The organism is Desulfovibrio sp. 1214_IL3152 (genome assembly GCF_036763055.1).
In the GTDB taxonomy this organism is placed as follows: Bacteria; Desulfobacterota; Desulfovibrionia; order Desulfovibrionales; family Desulfovibrionaceae; genus Desulfovibrio.
The window spans coordinates 1-19,268 of record NZ_JBAIYW010000115.1 but is presented as its reverse complement, the minus strand read 5'-3'; the positions used below and the strand labels follow the sequence as shown (position 1 = coordinate 19,268).

Annotated in this window: 15 protein-coding genes and 1 pseudogene; 6 read left to right on the top strand and 10 right to left on the bottom strand. The window is 57.5% G+C overall.

Translation table 11 applies throughout. The annotated features are described in order from the left end of the window. Nucleotides 1–31 precede the first annotated feature (31 nt). The 4 genes from V6C07_RS02345 to nikA all read right to left on the bottom strand — a co-directional run bounded on the left by V6C07_RS02345 (nucleotide 32) and on the right by nikA (nucleotide 5,434). Entirely contained in the window at nucleotides 32–1,654 is a 1,623-nt protein-coding gene (locus tag V6C07_RS02345) for an ABC transporter ATP-binding protein (protein WP_333534777.1), read from the bottom strand. Between the two features lie 10 nt (nucleotides 1,655–1,664). Continuing rightward, nucleotides 1,665–2,477 carry a nickel ABC transporter permease subunit NikC gene (gene nikC, locus V6C07_RS02340; RefSeq protein WP_333534776.1) on the bottom strand — a complete coding sequence of 271 codons (813 nt, stop codon included), beginning with the start codon at nucleotides 2,475–2,477 and terminating at the stop codon, nucleotides 1,665–1,667. Continuing rightward, on the bottom strand, nucleotides 2,474–3,412 hold the full coding sequence (gene nikB, locus V6C07_RS02335; protein ID WP_333534775.1) for a nickel ABC transporter permease subunit NikB: 939 nt from the start codon (nucleotides 3,410–3,412) through the stop codon (nucleotides 2,474–2,476). Before nikB ends, nikC begins: the two co-directional genes overlap by 4 nt. A 339-nt stretch (nucleotides 3,413–3,751) precedes the next feature. Next, nucleotides 3,752–5,434: a nickel ABC transporter substrate-binding protein gene (nikA, locus tag V6C07_RS02330; protein WP_333534774.1), complete on the bottom strand. Its 1,683-nt coding sequence runs from the start codon at nucleotides 5,432–5,434 to the stop codon at nucleotides 3,752–3,754. Between the two features lie 809 nt (nucleotides 5,435–6,243). Here nikA and V6C07_RS02325 point away from each other — a divergent pair. The 4 genes from V6C07_RS02325 (at nucleotide 6,244) to V6C07_RS02310 (ending at nucleotide 8,611) form a co-directional block, all read left to right on the top strand. Beyond that, the gene (locus tag V6C07_RS02325; protein ID WP_333534773.1) at nucleotides 6,244–7,686 is read left to right on the top strand and encodes a putative sulfate exporter family transporter; all 1,443 of its coding nucleotides are present in this window, start codon (nucleotides 6,244–6,246) and stop codon (nucleotides 7,684–7,686) included. A 17-nt stretch (nucleotides 7,687–7,703) separates the two neighbouring features. After that, a complete protein-coding gene (locus tag V6C07_RS02320) occupies nucleotides 7,704–7,868 on the top strand; it encodes a bacteriocin-type signal sequence (RefSeq protein WP_333534772.1) in 165 nt (54 codons plus the stop codon). Nucleotides 7,869–7,946: 78 nt separating this feature from the next. After that, nucleotides 7,947–8,171, top strand: a complete 225-nt coding sequence (locus tag V6C07_RS02315) for a hypothetical protein (protein WP_012624667.1) — start codon at nucleotides 7,947–7,949, stop codon at nucleotides 8,169–8,171. A gap of 5 nt (nucleotides 8,172–8,176) precedes the next feature. Then, nucleotides 8,177–8,611, top strand: coding sequence for a DUF523 domain-containing protein (locus V6C07_RS02310; RefSeq protein ID WP_333534771.1), 435 nt, complete (start codon nucleotides 8,177–8,179; stop codon nucleotides 8,609–8,611). 116 nt (nucleotides 8,612–8,727) lie between these two features. Here V6C07_RS02310 and V6C07_RS02305 read toward each other — a convergent pair whose 3' ends face one another. The 3 genes from V6C07_RS02305 to V6C07_RS02295 form a co-directional block, all read right to left on the bottom strand. After that, nucleotides 8,728–9,213, bottom strand: a complete 486-nt coding sequence (locus V6C07_RS02305) for a HyaD/HybD family hydrogenase maturation endopeptidase (protein WP_333534770.1) — start codon at nucleotides 9,211–9,213, stop codon at nucleotides 8,728–8,730. A 78-nt stretch (nucleotides 9,214–9,291) separates the two neighbouring features. After that, nucleotides 9,292–10,968 carry a nickel-dependent hydrogenase large subunit gene (locus V6C07_RS02300; protein WP_333534769.1) on the bottom strand — a complete coding sequence of 559 codons (1,677 nt, stop codon included), beginning with the start codon at nucleotides 10,966–10,968 and terminating at the stop codon, nucleotides 9,292–9,294. A gap of 11 nt (nucleotides 10,969–10,979) precedes the next feature. Then, the gene (locus tag V6C07_RS02295) at nucleotides 10,980–11,927 is read right to left on the bottom strand and encodes a hydrogenase small subunit (RefSeq protein WP_333534768.1); all 948 of its coding nucleotides are present in this window, start codon (nucleotides 11,925–11,927) and stop codon (nucleotides 10,980–10,982) included. 538 nt (nucleotides 11,928–12,465) lie between these two features. Between V6C07_RS02295 and V6C07_RS02290 the strand changes: the two genes are divergently transcribed. Continuing rightward, on the top strand, nucleotides 12,466–13,731 hold the full coding sequence (locus V6C07_RS02290) for an O-acetylhomoserine aminocarboxypropyltransferase/cysteine synthase family protein (RefSeq protein WP_333534767.1): 1,266 nt from the start codon (nucleotides 12,466–12,468) through the stop codon (nucleotides 13,729–13,731). A gap of 890 nt (nucleotides 13,732–14,621) precedes the next feature. Here V6C07_RS02290 and V6C07_RS02285 read toward each other — a convergent pair. The 3 genes from V6C07_RS02285 to V6C07_RS02275 all read right to left on the bottom strand — a co-directional run bounded on the left by V6C07_RS02285 (nucleotide 14,622) and on the right by V6C07_RS02275 (nucleotide 18,077). Continuing rightward, nucleotides 14,622–15,398, bottom strand: a complete 777-nt coding sequence (locus tag V6C07_RS02285; protein WP_333534766.1) for a D-alanyl-D-alanine carboxypeptidase family protein — start codon at nucleotides 15,396–15,398, stop codon at nucleotides 14,622–14,624. Nucleotides 15,399–15,635: 237 nt separating this feature from the next. Continuing rightward, the gene (locus V6C07_RS02280; protein WP_333534765.1) at nucleotides 15,636–16,730 is read right to left on the bottom strand and encodes an AI-2E family transporter; all 1,095 of its coding nucleotides are present in this window, start codon (nucleotides 16,728–16,730) and stop codon (nucleotides 15,636–15,638) included. A 240-nt stretch (nucleotides 16,731–16,970) separates the two neighbouring features. Beyond that, nucleotides 16,971–18,077, bottom strand: coding sequence for a glycosyltransferase family 2 protein (locus V6C07_RS02275; protein WP_333534764.1), 1,107 nt, complete (start codon nucleotides 18,075–18,077; stop codon nucleotides 16,971–16,973). A 290-nt stretch (nucleotides 18,078–18,367) separates the two neighbouring features. Between V6C07_RS02275 and V6C07_RS02270 the strand changes: the two are divergent. Continuing rightward, nucleotides 18,368–19,268: pseudogene (locus V6C07_RS02270) on the top strand (glycosyltransferase); the annotation flags it as partial.

The following is a 19,268-nucleotide window of genomic DNA, read 5'->3' as shown; positions in this document are numbered from 1 at the left end:
CGGGGCCGAGGTCCCGGCCTGCTCTTTCTGGTCAACTCGCCGGATGCCGCCCGTCAGCCAGTTCCGCAGCGGCGCGCAACAGGTGCTCGAAGGATTCGTGCCTGTCCGCGTCCAGATGCTGATCAGGGCGGAACTCATCTACCAGGCAGCCTTCATTGAGAACGACCACCCGGTCGCAGAGGCGGAAAGCAGAAGCCATGTCGTGTGACACGTAAAGCAGTGACAGTCCCAGGCTGTTCTTCAGGCTTTCCAGCAGATCCTGCAGTTGCGCGCGCACCACGGCATCCAGGTCAGTGAGGGCTTCATCCAGAAGCAGGATGTCCGGCCTGGGAGCCAAAGCCCGCGCGATGCACACCCTTTGCAACTGCCCGCCGCTCAACTGCCCCGGATATCTGCCCGCGCAGGACTGGGGCAGTTCCACCAATGAAAGCAGCTCCGCCACACGTTTTCTGCGGTCCTCGGCTGACGCCGGCCCATGAGCCACCAGAGGTTCTTCAATGATGTCCCGGATTGCCATGCGCGGGTTCACCGCGCCGCGTGAATCCTGAAAGACCGTCTGCACATGTCTGCGCCAGCTTTTCTTGTGGGCCAGCGGCGAGGCGATATCATCACCCATAATCAGCACATGGCCGCTGTCAGGCTTTTCAAGTCCCAGCAGGAGGCGAAAAAGCGTGCTTTTGCCCGCGCCGTTACGGCCCATGATGGCAAGGCTTTCTCCACGGTGCAGACGCAGATTCACGTCACGCAATACTTCCTGGCCGGGCTGACGACGCCAGCGGCATGCGCCGTAACTTTTTTTCAGGTTGCGGCATTCCAGCAGCACAGGGCGGTGTGCCTTGGCGTTTTGTGTTGCGCTGGGCGCTGCTGCGGCTTGTTCGTCAGCAGGGGGGCGCACTCTGGATGCATGAAAGGCGCACAACAGTTCTTTGGTATGGTCATGTTCCGGATGGCGCAGCAGTTCGCGGGCCGGGCCCTGTTCCACAATGCGTCCGTGCCGCATGACGGCGATTCTGTCGGCCATGCAGGCGGCGGTAGTCAGATCGTGATCAATATAGAGCAGGGCAAAACTGTGGCGGGCCTGAAGGTTTTTCAGCAGGCGGAGGATGCGCGCCTTGCCTGGCAGGTCAAGGCTTGAAATGGGTTCGTCAGCGATGATCAGGGGGCTTTTGCGGGCCAGTGCCAGGGCGATCATAACGCGATGAAGCATGCCGCCGCTCAGCTCAAAGGGGTGGCGGGGCAGGATGGATTCGGGATTGGTAAAGCCCACTTCGCGCAAGCGCCGCCGCATGGCGGCTTCTTCACGCTTGCGCGGCACACAGCCGGTGTCGCGAAAGGTTTCGCGAAAGGTATGCCGTACCGTGAAAAGATGGTCAAAACAGTCGCCGGGATTTTGCATGATCAGGGCAGGAGCGCCGCCGACAATGCGAATATGGCCTTTTTCCTGACGCACTCCGGGCGGCAGCAGGCCCATGACGGCCATGGCGGTGAGAGATTTGCCCGACCCGCTGGATCCCATAAGGGCCAGGGTTTCACCGGCGTGTATGCTCAGGGAAACCTGGTCCACAAGCCGCGCATCTTCTGTGCCGGCGGCTTTCAGGCAGAGGCCGCGGATGTCAAGAATGGGGGCCGCCGGCTGGCCGGGAGTTTGTGTCATATGCTCCATGTCAGGCCCCCGCAGCGCGCAGGGCAGGGTCCAGACGGTCGCGCAGCGCATCGCCCATAAGGTTGCAGGCCGCAGTCGCCATAAAGATCATCAGGCCGGGATAGAACATGAGCATGGGTTGCGACCGTATGTAGTTGCGGGCTTCGGAAATCATGAGGCCCCACTCCGGTGTGGGGGGCTGTATGCCCAGTCCCAGAAAGGAAAGCCCGGCCACATGCAAAAGCATATGCCCCACATCCAGCGTAGCCAGCACCAGCACCTGCACGAGAATGGCGGGCAGAAAGTGGCGGACGACAATGCGTGTGCGGCTGAGGCCCATGGCCTGCGCTGCCAGGATGTGTCCCCTGCTTTTCAGGCTCAGCACATGGCTGCGGACAAGCCGTGTGTACCATGCCACATGGGTAATGGCGATGGCGATGACAAGGTTTGTCAGCCCTGTTCCGAGAATGCCGATAAGAAAAAGCGCCAGGACTATGGTCGGAAAGGTCATCATGGCGTCGCAGACGCGCATGACGGCGGAATCGACCCTGCCGCCGAGGTATCCGGCCATGGAACCCAGGGCCAGGCTTGCCGCCATGATGCAGCCGATAATGTACAGCACTGTGGACAGGGAGTAGCGCGCGCCCGCCATAAGGCGGGAAAGAACATCCCGGCCCAGGTGGTCTGTACCCAGCAGATGGCTGGCGTCGGGAGGCAAAAACTTTTTGGCAAGATCCACGGCCTCGGGATCGTGAGGAACCAGCCAGGGGCTTAACAGGGCGCAGGCCATGAGGGGCAGCAGGATGAGAAGGGCCACGAGCATTTTTTTGTTCATCGTCCTTCTCCAAGGCGGATACGCGGGTCTATCCGCGCGTAGAGCACGTCTGTAAGCAGATTGACAAGGACAAAAATGAGCGTGGTTGCCAGCGTGAACGTCTGGATAACAGGGTAATCATGATTGTATATGGCAGAAACCACATAGCGGCCAACTCCGGGCCAGTTGAAGATGTTTTCAACAATCACCGCCCCGCCGAGCAGTTCGCCGAAATGCATGCTCATGGATGTCAGGACGGGAATAAGGGCATTGCGCAGCACGTGCTGACCAATGATGCGCCATGTTTTGAGCCCTCTTGAGCGGGCGTACGTGACGCTGCGGCTGTGCATGTGTTCCAGCATGCTCGCCCGCACCAGGCGTATGTTGATCCCCATGGACATGAAGGAAAGCGTGAACACGGGCAGGATCAGAAATTCCGGGCCACCCCGGCCCATGGCGGGCAGAATGTCCAGATGGCGCGAAAAAAGAAGCACCAGCAGAAAGCCCAGCCAGAATGACGGCATGGATACGGCGCTGAATGCAAAAATACGGGTGAGGTGATCCGGCCAGCGGTCTTTGTACAGGGCGGCCGCGATGCCCAGCGGAATGCTGATGACAATGGTGGCGGCCATGGCCCACATGGTCAGTTCGATGGTGGCGGGCAGGTAGTACAGAATCTCGTTGAGGGCCGGGTTGCCTGTCACATAGGACAGACCCAGATCGCCCTGAAGGGCCGAAGCCAGCCAGTCCAGATACTGCTTCCAGAGGGGCTGGTTCAGGCCCAGGCTTTCGCGGGTGGTTGCCAGCAGGTTTTCCGTGGGCGGCAGGCCGGATAGGCGCAGATATGCCATTGCCGGATCTGTTTTGCCGTGGCGCAGCACGGCAAAAACAAAAACAGAAATTCCCAGCAGCAGAGGGAAGAGAATAAGAAGACGGCGGCACAAAAAGCGTATCATGAACGGGTCCACGTTAAAGTTGCAGGCATGGCGAGCGGCGCGGGCGTACCGCCATGCCGCACTTTGCCCATGCCGTGACGCGCGGGGAGTGTCACGGCATGGGCAACAAAAATACGGGCAGCCAGGGGAGATGGCCCTGCTCGTATTCACCTGGAGCACAGTATTTTCTAGAAGGCATATTCAAAGTGTTGCGCACCCTTTACGGGGCATTGCTGCGCAGATGCATGGCATCGCTGTCCTCAGCCCAGGATTTTGGGCAACGGCGCAAGCTGGCGTACGCCTTGATGGCGGGCATCTGCCTGTGCCGCTGCCAGAACAGTTTCGGGTTGAAATTGTCTGCTAGGGCCGCGAAACCCGCGCCAAAGGCAGTTCATACGAAACGGGACTGAATGTGAATTCCTTGATATTCTTCTTTTTAAACAGGGCCTTGTCAATGGTGCGGCTTACAGGAACGTAAACGGCCTCGTCATGCAGCATGGTCAGAATGCTGGTGAACAGGCTCTGAAGCTCCTTGGCATCCGTAGTGGCAAGAGCTTTTGTGATGGCCGCGTCCAGTTCCTTTTTCTGCGGCAGCCCGCGTTGGGCCTGGTAGTCCGCATGTCCCGCCACACGCATGGCCGCAACATACGAGAACGGATCGTAAGGTGCGCCATTGGATTCACAGAATATCATGTTGAATGTGCCGTCGGTTTGCGATGCGCCGAACGCATTGGGCTCTTCACCCATCAGTCTAACATCCACGCCTATGCGGGCAAGGTCGCTCTGCACCACCTCGGCAATGGAGCGCATGATACTTTCATTGGCAATAAACTTAAGCTCAAGGCTGAGGGTTTTGCCGTCTTTTGTGCGGAATTTTTCGCCGGGCCGGAGCTTCCAGCCAGCCTTGTCCAGAATGGCTGCGGCCTCTTCAGCCGAGTGGGGATAGGGTTTCAGAGCGATGTCACAAAAGGGAATGTCTTTTGCCAGCAACTCTTCGGCCGGAGCTTCCTGGCCGAGCAACACACCCTTTATTATAGATGGGCGGTCAATAGCGCGTACAATGGCCTGACGCACGGCAAGCTCGCTGGTGGGAAACAGGGCCGTGTTCATGGCGAGCAGGCGGGTGTTGCGCGGCGAGGACTCGCGGGTGGCGTAGGCCGGATCTTTTTCCAGGGCGGCGTAGGCATCAGGGTTTACCCCGGCCGAGCCGTGATCGGCAATGGCGGTGGCTATAAGGTCCACCTCACCGCTTTCAAGAGCAATGGCGCGGGTTTCCGCATCAGGGATCACCTTGACCACAAGCTGGCGCATCTGCGGCTTTTCGCCCCAGTAACTATCATTACGCACAAAACGGTCAAATTCGCCCTTGCGGCTTTCTGCAAGAACCCAGGGACCGGTTCCCACAGGGGACTTTATGCCCTGGGCGGTGTTGCCATTTTCAGGCATGGCGGAGGGCGAGAGAAAGCGCAGGGGGCGCACCAGGCTCAGTTCCTGAAGAGCCGCGGCATAGGGCTGCTTGAGCCTCAGCTCAAAGGTGTAGGGGCCGACGGCCTTGTAGGAATCCATAAGGTCAGCCGTTGCCAGCCAGTCATGGCGCGTGATGTTCATGCGGACGGCATCGAAATTTTTTACCACGGCATCGGCCGTGAAGGGGGTGCCGTCTGAAAATTTTACATCCTTGCGCAGATTGAACGTATAGATCTTGCCGTCAGGCGAAACTGTCCAGCTTTCAGCCAGCCAGGGGATGATTTTTCCGTCCTCGGCATATTGCACCAGCGGCTCGTAAACGAGGGCCTGGGCGAACATCTTGTTTGCGCCGTAAGCGTGAGGATTGAGCGGCCCCACGTTGCTGCTCCAGGCGTAAACCAGCGTGTCCTTGTCCCAACCATTGGCCGCACAGGCCGGGGAGAGTGAAAGCAGAAGGAAAAACAGGGCCAGAAAGCCGCCACAGACATGGCGAAGCGATAGAGAAAATGCCTTGAAAATTCTGTTCATCTTCTTGTCCTGTATGGGATTGTAGGATTTTACAGATGGTATAGGCATGTTATTTTTGTGTCAACTTTTAAAAAAACGTAACACAGATTGAAGTCTGACCGTGCGTTTGGATGGCACAAAAGCGGGCAGGAACGGGATGAAAAACCGACTGGTAACAAGGCAAATGGGTTGCGCCTGCCCCTGTGCTGCGGAGGCCGTTCACGCAGCCTCCAGAGCGGCTTCAAAGTTAAAATGCTCCAGGCATGGGCATGTTTAAAGGGATGTATAGCGTCGCGGTATGTATGCGCCTGTTGGTGTTATAAAGCACAAGGCTGTGCGCCCTGTTGGCGGAAAAAACGATTTTTCGGCCAACGCTGCCGCTTTTTTGGCTTTTTCAGGCCATGAATTCATTTTACAGTTTTTATTTTGGTGATTATTTTTTGATGTCTGTGGACTGTTATATTGGAATATATTAAGTAAAATTTACGCATAATAACACTATAAAAATGTTTTTTTGTCTTTTTCTTATAAATACTGTGTTGGATATATTGTAAATACTTTCTAAATATCCATGTTTTTTTCTTTACAACATGGAAAAAATACTCCCTGAAGCTCCAAAATCAGAGATGATTTGCAGATTGTTAAACTTTGAACTAATGCTTGACAATCTAGCCCAGAAAGGTATCTTCCCAGACGGTGCTGCTGCTTTTACGTAGGACGGCACCATTTTGGCGTGGTTTCCCCAGCCGGACACTGCGGCAAATTTTGTTTTTTGGCGCGCTATGTGCTCATTTGTACAAGGCCGCCAAGGGGCAAGAGGTGTCGGCGGGGAGGTGTGTTCGTGATTACTTGCATTATTCGCATGGAGGACTATGGGTATGGCATCACCAAAGGCAGCATTTAACGAAGACAAAGTTGCCCTGCTTATCGGCTGCCTTGTCTTCGTTTTAGCGCTCGGCAAAATGGTCGGCCTGGACATGATGGGCTGGGTCGTGCGCGTTGGCATGTGGGTCGACAACCCGCTTACCGCCTGGAAGGCCGCAACCTGGAAGTGGCTGCCCGGCTGGGGTTCGCTGCTCATGAGCTACGCGATTATTACCACCTTGCTGGCGATAGGCATCAAGCTTATCAAGGGCAATGTGGCGAGCTTCGTTCGTGGCTTTACCATCATCTTCTTCATGGCTATCGCCTGCTACACGGCCGGGGCCAACGCCTACATCGCGGCCAACCCCACGCAGCTCGCCAAGCAGGGCATTCCGTGGGCGCTGGGCCTCAGCACTGAAGCCGGCCTTATCGTGGCTCTGGTTGTCGGTATTCTTGTGGGCAACATTACCCCCAAGTTTGCCGAAAGCCTGCGCGAAGCCTGCCGGCCCGAGCTTTTTGTTAAAATCGCCATTGTTATCATGGGCGCCGAACTCGGCGTGAAAGCCGCTGATGCGGCCGGTTTTGCCGGTCACATCATTTTCCGCGGTCTTTGCGCCATTGTTGAAGCGTACCTGCTTTACTGGTGCGTTGTTTACTACGTTGCCCGTAAACACTTCAAGTTCAACAAAGAATGGGCTGCTCCTCTTGCTTCCGGCATTTCCATTTGCGGCGTCTCGGCGGCCATTGCCACCGGCGGCGCCATCCGCGCCCGGCCTGTGGTGCCGATCATGGTGTCCTCGCTGGTCGTGGTGTTCACCTGCATCGAAATGCTGATCCTGCCCTTCGTGGCGCAGCAGTTCCTTTCCACCGAGCCCCTGGTGGCCGGCGCCTGGATGGGCCTCGCCGTGAAGTCTGACGGCGGCGCCATCGCCAGCGGTGCCATCACCGAATCCCTCATTCTGGCAAAGATGGCCGGTCAGGGCATCAACTGGGAACCGGGCTGGGTCGTGATGGTTACCACTACCGTCAAGATCTTCATTGACGTGTTCATCGGCGTGTGGGCCCTGGTGCTTGCTTACGTCTGGACCGCCAAGTTCGACAAGACCCGTGGCGAACGCACCATGACCTGGGGCGACGTTATGGATCGTTTCCCCCGCTTTGTGCTTGGCTACATCGGCACCTTCCTGATCCTGCTGTTCATGTGCCTGTCCTCGCCCGAACTGCACAAGCTCGGCAAGAGCCTGTCCGGCACCATCAACGGCTTCCGTGTGCTGTTCTTCCTCATGACCTTCTTCACCATCGGTGTGGTGTCCAACTTCCGCAAACTGCGTGAAGAAGGCATCGGTCGTCTGGCCGTTGTGTACGTGGTGTGCCTGTTTGGCTTCATCATCTGGGTGGGCCTGTTCATTTCCTACGCCTTCTTCCACGGCATGACCCCGCCTGTTATCGGCGGCTAGCATATACGGAGTGAGATATGGAAAAGACTAATGAAGTAAAACTCCATGAAGAAATTGAGAAGATGGAGTATGAACCCCTGGATCCCGTTGAGATGAAACTCATCAAAGGCGGCGTGGGGCTTGGCATCTTTTTGCTGATCGTGCTCTTCCTCGTCAGCAAGTTTGTGATGACCACACACTAGGCACTGCCATTGTGTAAATGATTAAACACACCGGGAAGGGGATTCTCCTTCCCGGTGTTCGCGTTGAAAGGATTTGCCATGCCGCGCTATCATCTGCGCTTTATGAAAGGGCCAAACTACACGCTTAATCTTGAATATGAAGCTGTGGTTGAAGCCGCCTCTTTTGAAGAAGCCCTGGCTCCGCATACTGACTGGCCTATTACCGAAAGTTATGACCACGCCACGGCTACCGCCTGGAATCCCGGCACCTGCGTTTATTATCAGGAAATGTGGGAAGCCGCGCTTTTGCCTGAAGAAAAGTGAACACCATGCGGCCACGCTACATCGTCAGCGCCTGTCTGGCAGGCATTGCCTGCCGCTACGACGGGCGCGCCACGCCCTGTCCCGCAGTCATGCGCCTGATGGAAGAGGGCCGGGCTGTGGCAGCCTGCCCGGAGTGTCTGGGAGGCCTGCCTACGCCGAGGCCTTGCTGCGAACTTGTGGGTGATCGGGTGATCAACAAAAATGGCGAGGACGTGACCGCTGCTTTTCTGCAGGGTGTGCGTGCGGCAACGGCCCTGGCCCGGGAAAGCGGCTGTACTGCCGCAATTCTTAAAAGTCGGTCGCCTTCGTGTGGCTGCGGTCAGGTATATGACGGCACGTTTACCGGTGTTTTGCGCGAGGGTGACGGGCTGTGGGCCGCTGATCTGAGGCAGGTCCAGATGGCGCTGTTCACCGAAGAATGCCTGCCCGGAAATGAATGACGCCGAGCCATTCCGTTTTTGAACGGGGCGAGAGATATGCTGATGTAAAAATCCCGTAACAGCGTGTGGCTGTTACGGGATTTTTGCACGGAATTTTTATATTGACCGGACAGGAGTCAGATTTTTTCGGCGCGGATGCCGTGGTGGACAAGTTCTGCCACCACTTTTGAGCAAAATTCCGGCAGTTTGGCTTCTGCCTCGGGTGTCAGCCCGACCTGCATGGTTTTGTAGTCGAATGGCTGCATGCCGAAAACAAGCGCCCGCGGGCGATGCCCGGCCAGTTCGCAGGTTACGAGAGTGTCCACAAGGTCGGTCTGGTGCATCGAGTCTCTGAAGCTCAGGCTCTGCCGCAGTTTTTCGCCTTCCAGCAAGTATATGGAACCCGGCGCTTCGCGCCCCAGCACCACATCCAGAACCACCAGAAAATCGCAATCCATCAGTGTGCTCATGAGCATCAGCCCCTGAGTGCCGCCATCCATAAGAGTCACATTTTCAGGCCAGCGGTATTGCGACTCAAGGTGTTCCACTGCCCGTACCCCAAAGCCTTCATCGGTCAGCAGAATATTGCCCACACCCAGGATAAGCACCTTTTCTTTGCTCATGTGCCTGCTCGCTTTCTTGAAGAGTGAAAAAAAGGGCGGGGGCAAATCCCCCGCCCTCATGCATCCGGCTATGACAGGCTACAGTACCTTGTAGTCATGCACTTCGTTGCTTTCACCGTCAATGACGTGCACAGAACAGGCGATGCAGGGGTCAAAGGAGTGAATGGTGCGCAGGATTTCCACCGGGCGCTTGGGATCGGCCACCGGCGTGCCGACCAGAGCGGCTTCGGCGGCGCTGGGTATGCCCTTCTCGTCCCTGGGTCCCAGGTTCCAGGTGGTGGGAACCACAAGCTGGAAGTTGTCGATCTTGCCGTTTTCAATGGTCATCCAGTGCGAGAGGCCGCCACGCGACACGTCGGCAAAGCCGACACCGCGCGCGGAGGTCGGCACGGCGTAGTCTTCGACGATCTGCTTGTCCTTGATGATGTTGTTCTCGTATTCGTTGATCCAGTTTTCAAGCTGCTGGGCAATGACCAGCGTCTGGATGCCGCGGGCGGCGGTACGGCCCAGGGTGGAGAACAGGGCTTCGGGGCCAAGATTCAGCTTGGCGAGCACAGCGTCAATGGTGGGCTTGATGGTCTTGTGGTTATGCCCGTAGGCCACCAGCATCTGCGCAAGGGGGCCGGTTTCCACGGCGTGGCCGTCGTAACGCGGGGCCTTGTTCCACGAATACTTGTCCGTGTCGCCCATGAAGGTGAAGTGCGGATTGGTTTCGCCTTCATAGGGTGCGCGGGCCTTGCCCTCGTACCAGCTATGGCGCACATGCTCTTCAATCTTGCTCGGATCGAAGGGCTGTACGGAACCCACCTTGCGGTCATAAATAACGCCGGGCTTGTACCAGCGGCTGTTGAGGTCGCGTTCGCCGCCGGGCGCGGGAAATTCGCCAAAAGCCATGAAGTTGTTGGTTCCGCCGATTTTGCCCCAGTCCTTGTAGTAACTGGCGACCAGCAGAAGGTCGGGGATATAGACTTCTTCAATAAAGGCGCGGGCCTTGACGTAAAGATCGCGGAACTGCTTGATGCGTTCGGGCGTCAGTGCTTCGTAGCAGGTCACGCCACCGGCAACGGTAAACTGGGTGTGCGGGTTTTTGGCGCCGAAAACGGCCATGCCCTTGGCAACTTCCACCTGGGCGCGCAGGGCCTGCAGATAGTGGGCGGTGCACACGAGGTTGGCTTCGGGGTCCATGTAGTACCCTTCATGTCCGCCCAGGAAGTAGGCGTTGGTGAAGGGGCCGAGCTGCCCGCTTGCCACAAAGGTCTTCAGTTTGGACTGCACGGCGGCGAATTCTTCAGTGGTCGCCTTGCGGGGCGAAATGGAGTTCGCCAGCTTGGCGGCCTTGGCCGGATCGGCCTGAAGGGCGCTGGTCACGTCTACAAAGTCCAGGGCGTGGAGATGGTAGAAGTGCACCAGATGGTCGTGCATGAACTGGTTGGCCAGCACCATGTTGCGTATATAGGTCGCGTTGGCCGGAATGGGCTTGTTGATGGCGTCTTCAAGGCAGCGTGTGGAGGCGAGGGCGTGGGTATAGGTGCAGACGCCGCAGGTACGCTGGGTAAAATGCTGGGCATCGCGCGGGTCGCGGCCTTTAAGGATGGTTTCAATGCCGCGGAAGAGGGTGGCGCAGCTGCGGGCCTCTTTGATCACGCCGCCTTCGACTTCCACTTCAATACGCAGATGGCCTTCGATGCGGGTCAGCGGATCCACCACAATGGGACCGGTGTAATTGCTCTGGGGCGTTTTAGTGACTTGGCTCATTTTTTATCCCCCTAGTTCTGGTAGAACGGCGTCATATCGTCCCAGAAATTGGGCTCACTGCAACCAATGCAGGGATGCCCGGCAGCTACCGGCCAGTTGGTCTCGTTGAAAAGAACCTTGGGACAGTTGTTGTAGGTCTCGGGTCCTTTACAGCCGACATCGTAGAGGCACCAGCCCTTGCGCGCTTCTTCGGAGTTGAAGGAGGGCGCAAATTCGCCGGCGTCGAAATGCTTGCGACGCTCACAGAGGTCATGCACGCTCTGTCCAAAGAACATGACAGGGCGGCCCACTTCGTCCAGTTCGATTTTCTGGCCCTTGAGGAAGGCCACAAGAGTGCCGACCATGTTCAGGGGGTTGGGCGGGCAGCCAGGCACGTTGATGGCCTTGACGCCAAGGTCCGCATAGCAGTCATTGATGCCCTTGGCGGCGGTGGGATTGGGTTTGGCAGCCTGAATGCCGCCGTAGCAGGCACAGGTGCCGATGCTGACCACAGCCTTGGCCTTGGGCAGGATGTTTTTGCAGATGTCGTACATGGTGTGTCCGGCTATATAGCCGTACTTGTTGTCCATGCCCGTGGGGATCGCGCCTTCGACAAGGCAGATGAAACCGTCAGGCCCGTTGACTGCGGCCTGAAGCGCCTCTTCGGCGGCTTCGCCGGCGGCGGCCATGATGGTTTCATGATAGTCAAGAGAAATGGTGTCGAGAATAAGAGTGTCGATAAAGGGCTGGTAGGTGCGCAGCAGCGCTTCGGAACAGCCCGTGCATTCGGCGGCGTGCAGATACACTACCGAAGGGCGACGCCCGGTGAGGGCGGCAGCCACATCGGAAGCAAAAGCCGGACCCATGCCCATAGCCACGGCCACCGCCGTACAAAATTTCATGAAATCGCGGCGGCTGATGCCCTGGCGCTCCAAACGCTCTTCTCCGCCTTCTTTGCCCAGACCCACGGCAATACGCATAATAGCCTCCTGGCAAGAGTGAATGAACATCTGCGGCGCAGTCCCCCTGCCACTGGGGCCTGCTGTGCGGCGCGAAAAAGTCACGCCGTCCGTGTCGAAGACAACGGCATAGCGACGTCCGGCTTAACGGCCGTGCGCCCTGTGGCGCTGTCTGTGCATAATTCAGGAACTGATATGATGCGAAAAGGCTGCTGGCTTGGCGTGTGCGACAATCATGCCCCTCATGTTTTAGCACGTCCAGCTGGCCGTCATTTGCGAAAAATTATATACAGTAAGCGACAAACGGTCAATAGGTTCGTGATTTTTTGCTGGCGTTTACGGAGCTGTTCTGCCCCTGTGTGCGGCGGGTTTACAAGGTTTGCAAAAAACTTGCATGACCGCCGTCAGGCGACCGACTGGTTCATGCCGTGTGCGGCGTCACCTGAATCCGGATCACCCGCGTCAGGTTGCCACCCGGATGCGCTTGCTGTATTTTCGTGCGGCGCGGCACGAATGTACGGCCGTGATGATCTTTAAATTCCACCGCATTGAGGATGGCATGAAAACGGAATCTCTTTGTCTGCACGCCGGTTACGAGCCCAAAAACGGTGAACCGCGTGTTGTGCCCATCGCCCAGAGCACCACGTTCAGGTATGAGTCCACCGCAGCCGTGGCGCGGCTGTTTGACCTCGAGGATGCGGGATTTTTTTATACCCGCCTCGGCAATCCCACTGTGGATGCGGTGGAGCGCAAGATCGCGGCCCTTGAAGGCGGTGTGGGCGCTCTTTGCACGTCCTCCGGTCAGGCGGCCAATCTGCTTGCCCTGCTCAATGTGGCCCGCAGCGGCGACCATGTCGTCAGCGCTTCCAGCATTTATGGGGGAACATTCAACCTTTTTGCCGTTACCCTCAAAAAGCTCGGCATTGAAGTGACGTTTGTGGATCAGACCGCGCCGGATGAAGAGCTTGAAAAAGCCTTCAGACCCAATACCAAGGCGGTATTCGGAGAAATTTTGACCAATCCGTCCATGGATGTGCTGGATATCGAGCGTTTTGCCGGTCTGGCGCACAGGCATGGCCTGCCCCTTGTTGTGGACAGCACCTTTGCCACGCCCGTGCTGTGCCGCCCCTTTGAATATGGGGCGGATGTGGTTGTGCACTCCACCACCAAGTATATGGACGGTCATGCCCTGCAGATGGGCGGCGTTATTGTGGACAGCGGAAATTTTGACTGGACTGGCGGAAAGTTTCCCGAATTCACCGAGCCTGATCCCTCCTATCACGGGCTGGTTTATACCGAAGCCTTTGGCCGGGCGGCCTTTATCGTCAAGGCCCGTGTGCAGCTCATGCGGGATATGGGCTGCTGCCAAAGCCCCCAGGGAGCCTTTTATATCAACCAGGGGCTTGAAACCCTGCCCTTGCGCATGGAGCGCCACTGCCGCAATGCCGAAAAGGTGGCCGCCTATCTTGCCGGGCATCCCAAGGTCGAATCCGTCAGTTATCCCCGTTTGCCGGGCAATCCCAACAAGGCGCTGGCCGACAGGTACCTGCCCGACGGGTGCAGCGGCGTGATCGCCTTTTCTCTCCGCGACGGGCGTGATGCCGGAGCGCGTTTTATCGACAGCCTTACGATGATTTCCCTTGAGGTGCATGTGGCTGACATCCGCACCTGCGTGCTGCATCCTGCAAGCTCCACCCACCGGCAACTGACAGACGAGCAGTTGCGCGAAGCGGGAATACATCCCGGTACGGTGCGCCTGTCCGTTGGGCTTGAGCATGTGGATGACATTATCGCGGATCTGGAGCAGGCATTGAAGCAGGCGTAGCCGCTGTTGCCACAGATCCTGTGATTCATAAATAAAGACGGCGGAAATTTCCGCCGTCTTTATTTATGGTCTTCCGCCCATTTTTAATGTTTTTTGTGCAAGCGCCGGGCAACGGTGCTCTTTGCGCCAGCCGTACCCAGCAAGCATGCTTCTCATCAGCGCGGTTGTTTGAAGTTCCCTCGCAGTATTCGCCGGTCACTACAACTAGAGCATTTAACACTTGAAATGCTTGCTTACGGCAGGCAAAAGCCTGCCTGCTCGCATTTCGTGGCAAGGATTTTCCTGAAAATCCTTGCAGAGCAGTTAACTCATTTCATTCGTTAACTGCTCTAGAGCAATTTCACTTTGAACTTGTTCTGGCGGCTGCGTGAGCAGTGGCCCGCCGCAAAGATGCAAGCGCAGCTTCAGCCGTTACGACAAAGGAAGTTACGGATGCTTCAGGAGTTGTAACGCGGGAAACTACGCTTGCAGACACCATGTATAACGAGCGGTTTGTTGCTACACAACCACTGTCGCCATTCGTAAGGCTCGCAGGCTCGCCAACGACTACCGAGAAGACAGCAGAGCTATTTATTTGCGCGGTTAAGCATCGAAGCGAGCGTGTCTTAAACTTTGAGAATGTACATTCTCAAAGTTAATCTGCTCTAGGCAGTGTCGCCACGAGATGAATTTCCTTGGTATATCAAGGAGAACGAGCCTTTTATGCAGGGAGTGTACTCTTATGGTACTCGACCGGAATAAAAGGCGAAGTTCGACACAGAGATACCGGGAAAGGCGCTCGTGACGACACTGTCTAGGAGGGCGGACAGCAAAAAGACCTGTCAGTCAGATCGTTCGTAACCGTTGCGCGCAGGACAAGGGCAATCGCACAAGCCGCTCTGTGACTGGCCTCAACGCTTTTTCCTGCCCGCAAATATCTGCTGCACTTTTTTGGGGGATGCAGGATGGCGAAATCCGGCCTCGATGAGCCTGCGGGCGGCATTATCGCGCCCGACTCTGCTGGCGCCGCCCATAACCACTGCCAGCATGCGGGTTTTACCCCGTTGGGCCGTCACAATAAGGTTGTAGCCCGAGGCTACGGTCCAGCCCGTTTTCAATCCGTTGACCCCTGCTACCGTACCCAGCAATCCGTTGGTATTGCGTGTTTTCCTATCTCGGTAGGTGAGCAGCTGCACGTTGTGATAACGCAGGGCGGACGGGTGGGAACGCAGGTAGGCCCTTGTCATTCGGGCCATGTCTCGTGCGGTGGTTTTTTGTCCGGCTGCAGGCAGTCCGGTGGGATTTTTGAATGTGGTGCGGCTCATGCCCAGGGCCTTGGCTTTCTGATTCATGGCGCGCACAAACTGACGGTCGTTGCCGCCAGCCCGGCGGGCCACAGCAGTGGCCGCATCGTTGCCCGAAACCACAGCCATGCCCGTGAGCAACTGTGAAAGCGCAACCCGATCGCCTGCCCGCAAATGCATGGACGACCCGCCCACGGCAGCCACTTGCGGCGTGATTCTTATTTTTTCGCCGAGCTTGATTTTTCCCGCGCGAATCTGGTCCATAGCCAGATACATGGTCATGACCTTGGTGAGTGAAGCCGGGGGGATGGCCATGTCAGGATTCTTGGCATAAAGAACTTTGCCGGTATCCATATTGATAAGAATGGCGGAACGCACGGGCATGGCCGCCAGGGCATGCCCGGGTGCGACACATGCCACAAGCAGGCAGAGCCATAAAAAACATGCTGCCAGCCGTGCAGGCGACAAGGGCATCTTTTCGTGGCGGGAGCATGTGTGGCATGGCCTTGCAGGGGCGCTGCCGTTTCCCGTACTGTTTGGTACGCAGTAGTCCCTGGGGCGGCAAGGCTCTTCCTCTACCGTAAGCGTAGCGTGAGAATCTATTTTAACCATTATACTTTGCTAAGCATTATACTTGTAGATACGGTTGGCTTCCTCCACTGCCTGCATGGCAAAGGCCAGCAGCACGGGGCCTGCAATAAGCCCCACGGGGCCAAAGCTGGAAAGTCCGCAGAGGATGGCGATAATCAGCACAAAAAAAGGCGCCTTGATGCCCTGTCGCAGGAAAAGGGGCCGCAGCACGTTGTCCACTCCCGCCACGGCCAGCATTCCCCACAGCCCCAGCCCGATGGCGGCCATGCCTTTGCCCGTAAACCAGAGCGAAATGCACAGGGGAAGCCACACAAGGGCAGTACCTACCATAGGGATGGGAGCCACCAGGGTAGCCAGCAAGCCCCAGAAGGCAGGCTGGTTGACGCCCGCCACCGCAAAGGCGATGCCGCACAGAAAGCCCTGGGCCAGCGCCACCAGAACGATGCCCAGCATGATGCCGCGCAATGCCCGCTGTATGGCTGTGATGAATCGCCGCAGCATGGGTTGGGAAATATGGAATATCCTGCCCGTAATCTTGCGTACCCGGCGGGAATAGATGGTAAATATCACTGTAAGGCTTATAAAGAGAAATCCGGTCCAGAGCACCGTCATGGTGCCGCCGAGAAAATCCACCCCGCGCGACAGCAGCAGGCCCATGGCGCTGTCGAAAAGGTTGTCCAGCCGTGTGAGCAGATCGTTAAAGGCGCGCTCAAGGCGCGGGTGCTCTGTAAGGCTCTGCCGCCACTGCTGGATATAGTTGACCCATTCAGCGGGCAACTGAAAATTGTTGGCCTGGAGTTCGCGCAGCCGTGTAAAACCGGCCGCTGCCTGCGGTGATACCAGAAGGACCAGCACCGAAATAGGCACGATGATGGCTGCCATCAGCATGGCGATGTACCCGTAAAGGGGCGAAGAATTGACAAGGGAAACAAGAAAGCGGCGCTTGCGTGAATCCGGCCGGCTGCGTTCAATGCGGATTCGCCAGGCCCGGGCTTTTTGTCTCAGTTTGCGGTATTGCGGCAGGGTAAGGCAAGACAGGCAGGCCGCCATGAAAATTGTGACGGGGTTGGGCAGCAGAAGCAGATACCAGGCCAGTACGGCCAGCAGGTAGAGTAAGCGGGGCATTGTTTGTGTCATGCAGTAGGCCTTGGGTTGCGTGCCCCATAATTCTGGATGCGGTTGATGTGATTAAATGCGGCCCGCGGCACGGGCTTGGCGCATGTGATGCCCCGTGAGTGCCAAAAGGCCGGGCGCAGCCAGCCTAGCAAATATATGCTTGGTCTGCCAAGCCTTCCGGGCCTGTGTGGAAAAAAGAAGAATTGGAATGATAAACTTCTTTTTTACTAGCGTGTTATATGTATACACTCAAAGATTGAGGCTTTGCGGATCAAAATTTTTGTAAAAAGTGCGTTCCATTACCTGCAGGGGAACTGCTGTTTGAGCAAGGGCCGCGCGCCACGCGGCATGTATGGATGCGCCCTCTGAAAAGTTTTGTATTTCCGGGCATATTCGTCGGCCCAACGCGCGTATTCCGGCTGTCAGATCCTGGGCTTCCGCAGGCAGGGCGCAAGCAAGGGCGCAGGCTTGCAAGGCGTGGCTCCGCTCTGCGAGTCCGGGTGGCGCGGCGTTTTTTTCGGCCCGCAGGGCGTGGAGCAGGCTTTGCTTCGCTTGCCGTAATAATGTGGGAATATTGTTTGCACTGTAATGGCGCTGTTCTGTGGTGCAGGCCAAGACTCCGGCCAGATGGGCAAGGGCGGCGGCAAAGAGACCCTCTTCAGGCAGGTTTGCATTGTTATTAAGATTTTCTCCTATAGTCTTGAGAACATGCATTCGTATGTGCTGGCCGTCCACTGTGCGGGAAAGACTTTGGGGGCGGTGTACATAAACTGCCATGCCATCGGTATTGGAGACAAAACGCAGACCCGCGTGCGCGCACTGACACCAGAACAGCCAGTCTTCACATGCGGGCAGGGGGGAGAAGCGTCGTTCGCCCACGGAACTGCGCCTGAGCATAAAGGTATGCACCGGTGAGATGTTGGAATGCCACAGGTGCAGCGGATACTGCCCCCGGCGCAGGGGCCAGAAGTGTCCGCCGGACGCGCCCTCCACATGGTTCAGGCAGAGGCATACGCTGATGTCTGCGCTGTGGCGGCGTAAGCTTTCCACCCCGGAATGCAGGCAGCCACGGCAAAGTATGTCGTCGGCATCCAGAAAAACGAGGTAGTCGCCCGTGGCGGCATCCATGCCCCTGTTGCGCGCCCGGGAAGCGCCCGCATTGGCCTGACGCAGGCACTGCACCTGTGGAAAGCTTTTTTTCAGATAGTCCTGTGTGCCGTCATCAGACCCGTCGTCCACCACAATGATTTCCAGATCCAGTTCCTTGCAGCGCTGCGCCTCAAGGCTTGTCAGGGCGCGCTTCAGGTAGGTGCGGCTATTATACGAAGGAATGACCACAGAAACTACGGGCGGCATGAAGACTCCTGCATACGAGCGTTGGGCGGCCGAGGGGGCAGGGCGTGTGTGGAAACGTCCTGCGGGCAGAGTACCGCTTTTTCTCTCAAGCCGCAAAACAGGGATGCTGAGAGCGCTCCAGCGGGGTGGCGCGCAAGATTCCCAAGGGCGCAAGCCGGTTCGCCTGAAAATGCCGGATCGCGCCCTCAGGGAAGCAGCAACAGCAGCAAACCATACGGCCCGCGTGGTCCGTGACATCGGAGTAAGGCCGTCGCGTTGCGCCGCCTTCTGCCCTGTGCTAGCCTGCCGCCATGACAAACGGAGCACATGACAGACCCTGGCTGACTGTTTTACTTCGCATTTTGCCGGAGTTCTCCCCCCAGGACTGTTGCGCCGCCCTTGAATCCGCCGGGGCAGCGGGGCAGGTGCTCATGGCGGCATGCCATGAAGCGATGCGCCCGCAGATTATGCCCCTGGGGCAGGATATGGTGCGGCGCGGAGCCATGCATGCGTTTCGCTGTTACAGCCCGTCCGCAGGGCAGCCTTGCCTGGAGGCGCTCAATCTGGCCGCCGGCCAGGCGCACACCCCCTATCTCTTGCTTCTTTCCTCGGCGGTGCGTCTTTTGCCCGGCAGTCTGCCGGCAATGCGTCACAGGCTTGAAAGTTCAGACCGGCTTGCCGGGGTCAATCCCCTCTTCCTTTACCGCCAGGAAGCATTTGGCCCTCCTGCTTCACTGGCGGATAATGTCGCTCCTTTCCAGGCCCGCATAGCCCACATGGGCAGCGTGGGAGATTGCCTCGGGCAACTGCGGTATCTTTATGAAGGTCTGCCCCTGGAGCATGATCTGGCCCGAAAGCGGAGATTTTTTCAGCTTGCCCATATGGGAGCGCTTTTGCTGCGGCGTGAGGATTTTCTGGCTGTGGGCGGTTTTGCGGCGGCTTTGGACGAACTTGCGCCGCAGGATTTTTGCCTGCGCCTGGCTGCCCAGCAACCCACTGATCCGGGGCATGATCATCGGCGTTTTTTCAGCAGTGAGCCGGATGCGCTGGCAGTTCTGGCTGACGACATTGACAGCTGGAAGACCTGCGGATTGTGGAACAGCCTGCTGTTACGCGGCAGGCTGCATCCCGGCCTGCTGCACCCGGATCAGCCGGAGCATGCGCGGCAAGACGGGCTGGACTATGCGTGTACTGGCTGGCTGCATCCGGGAC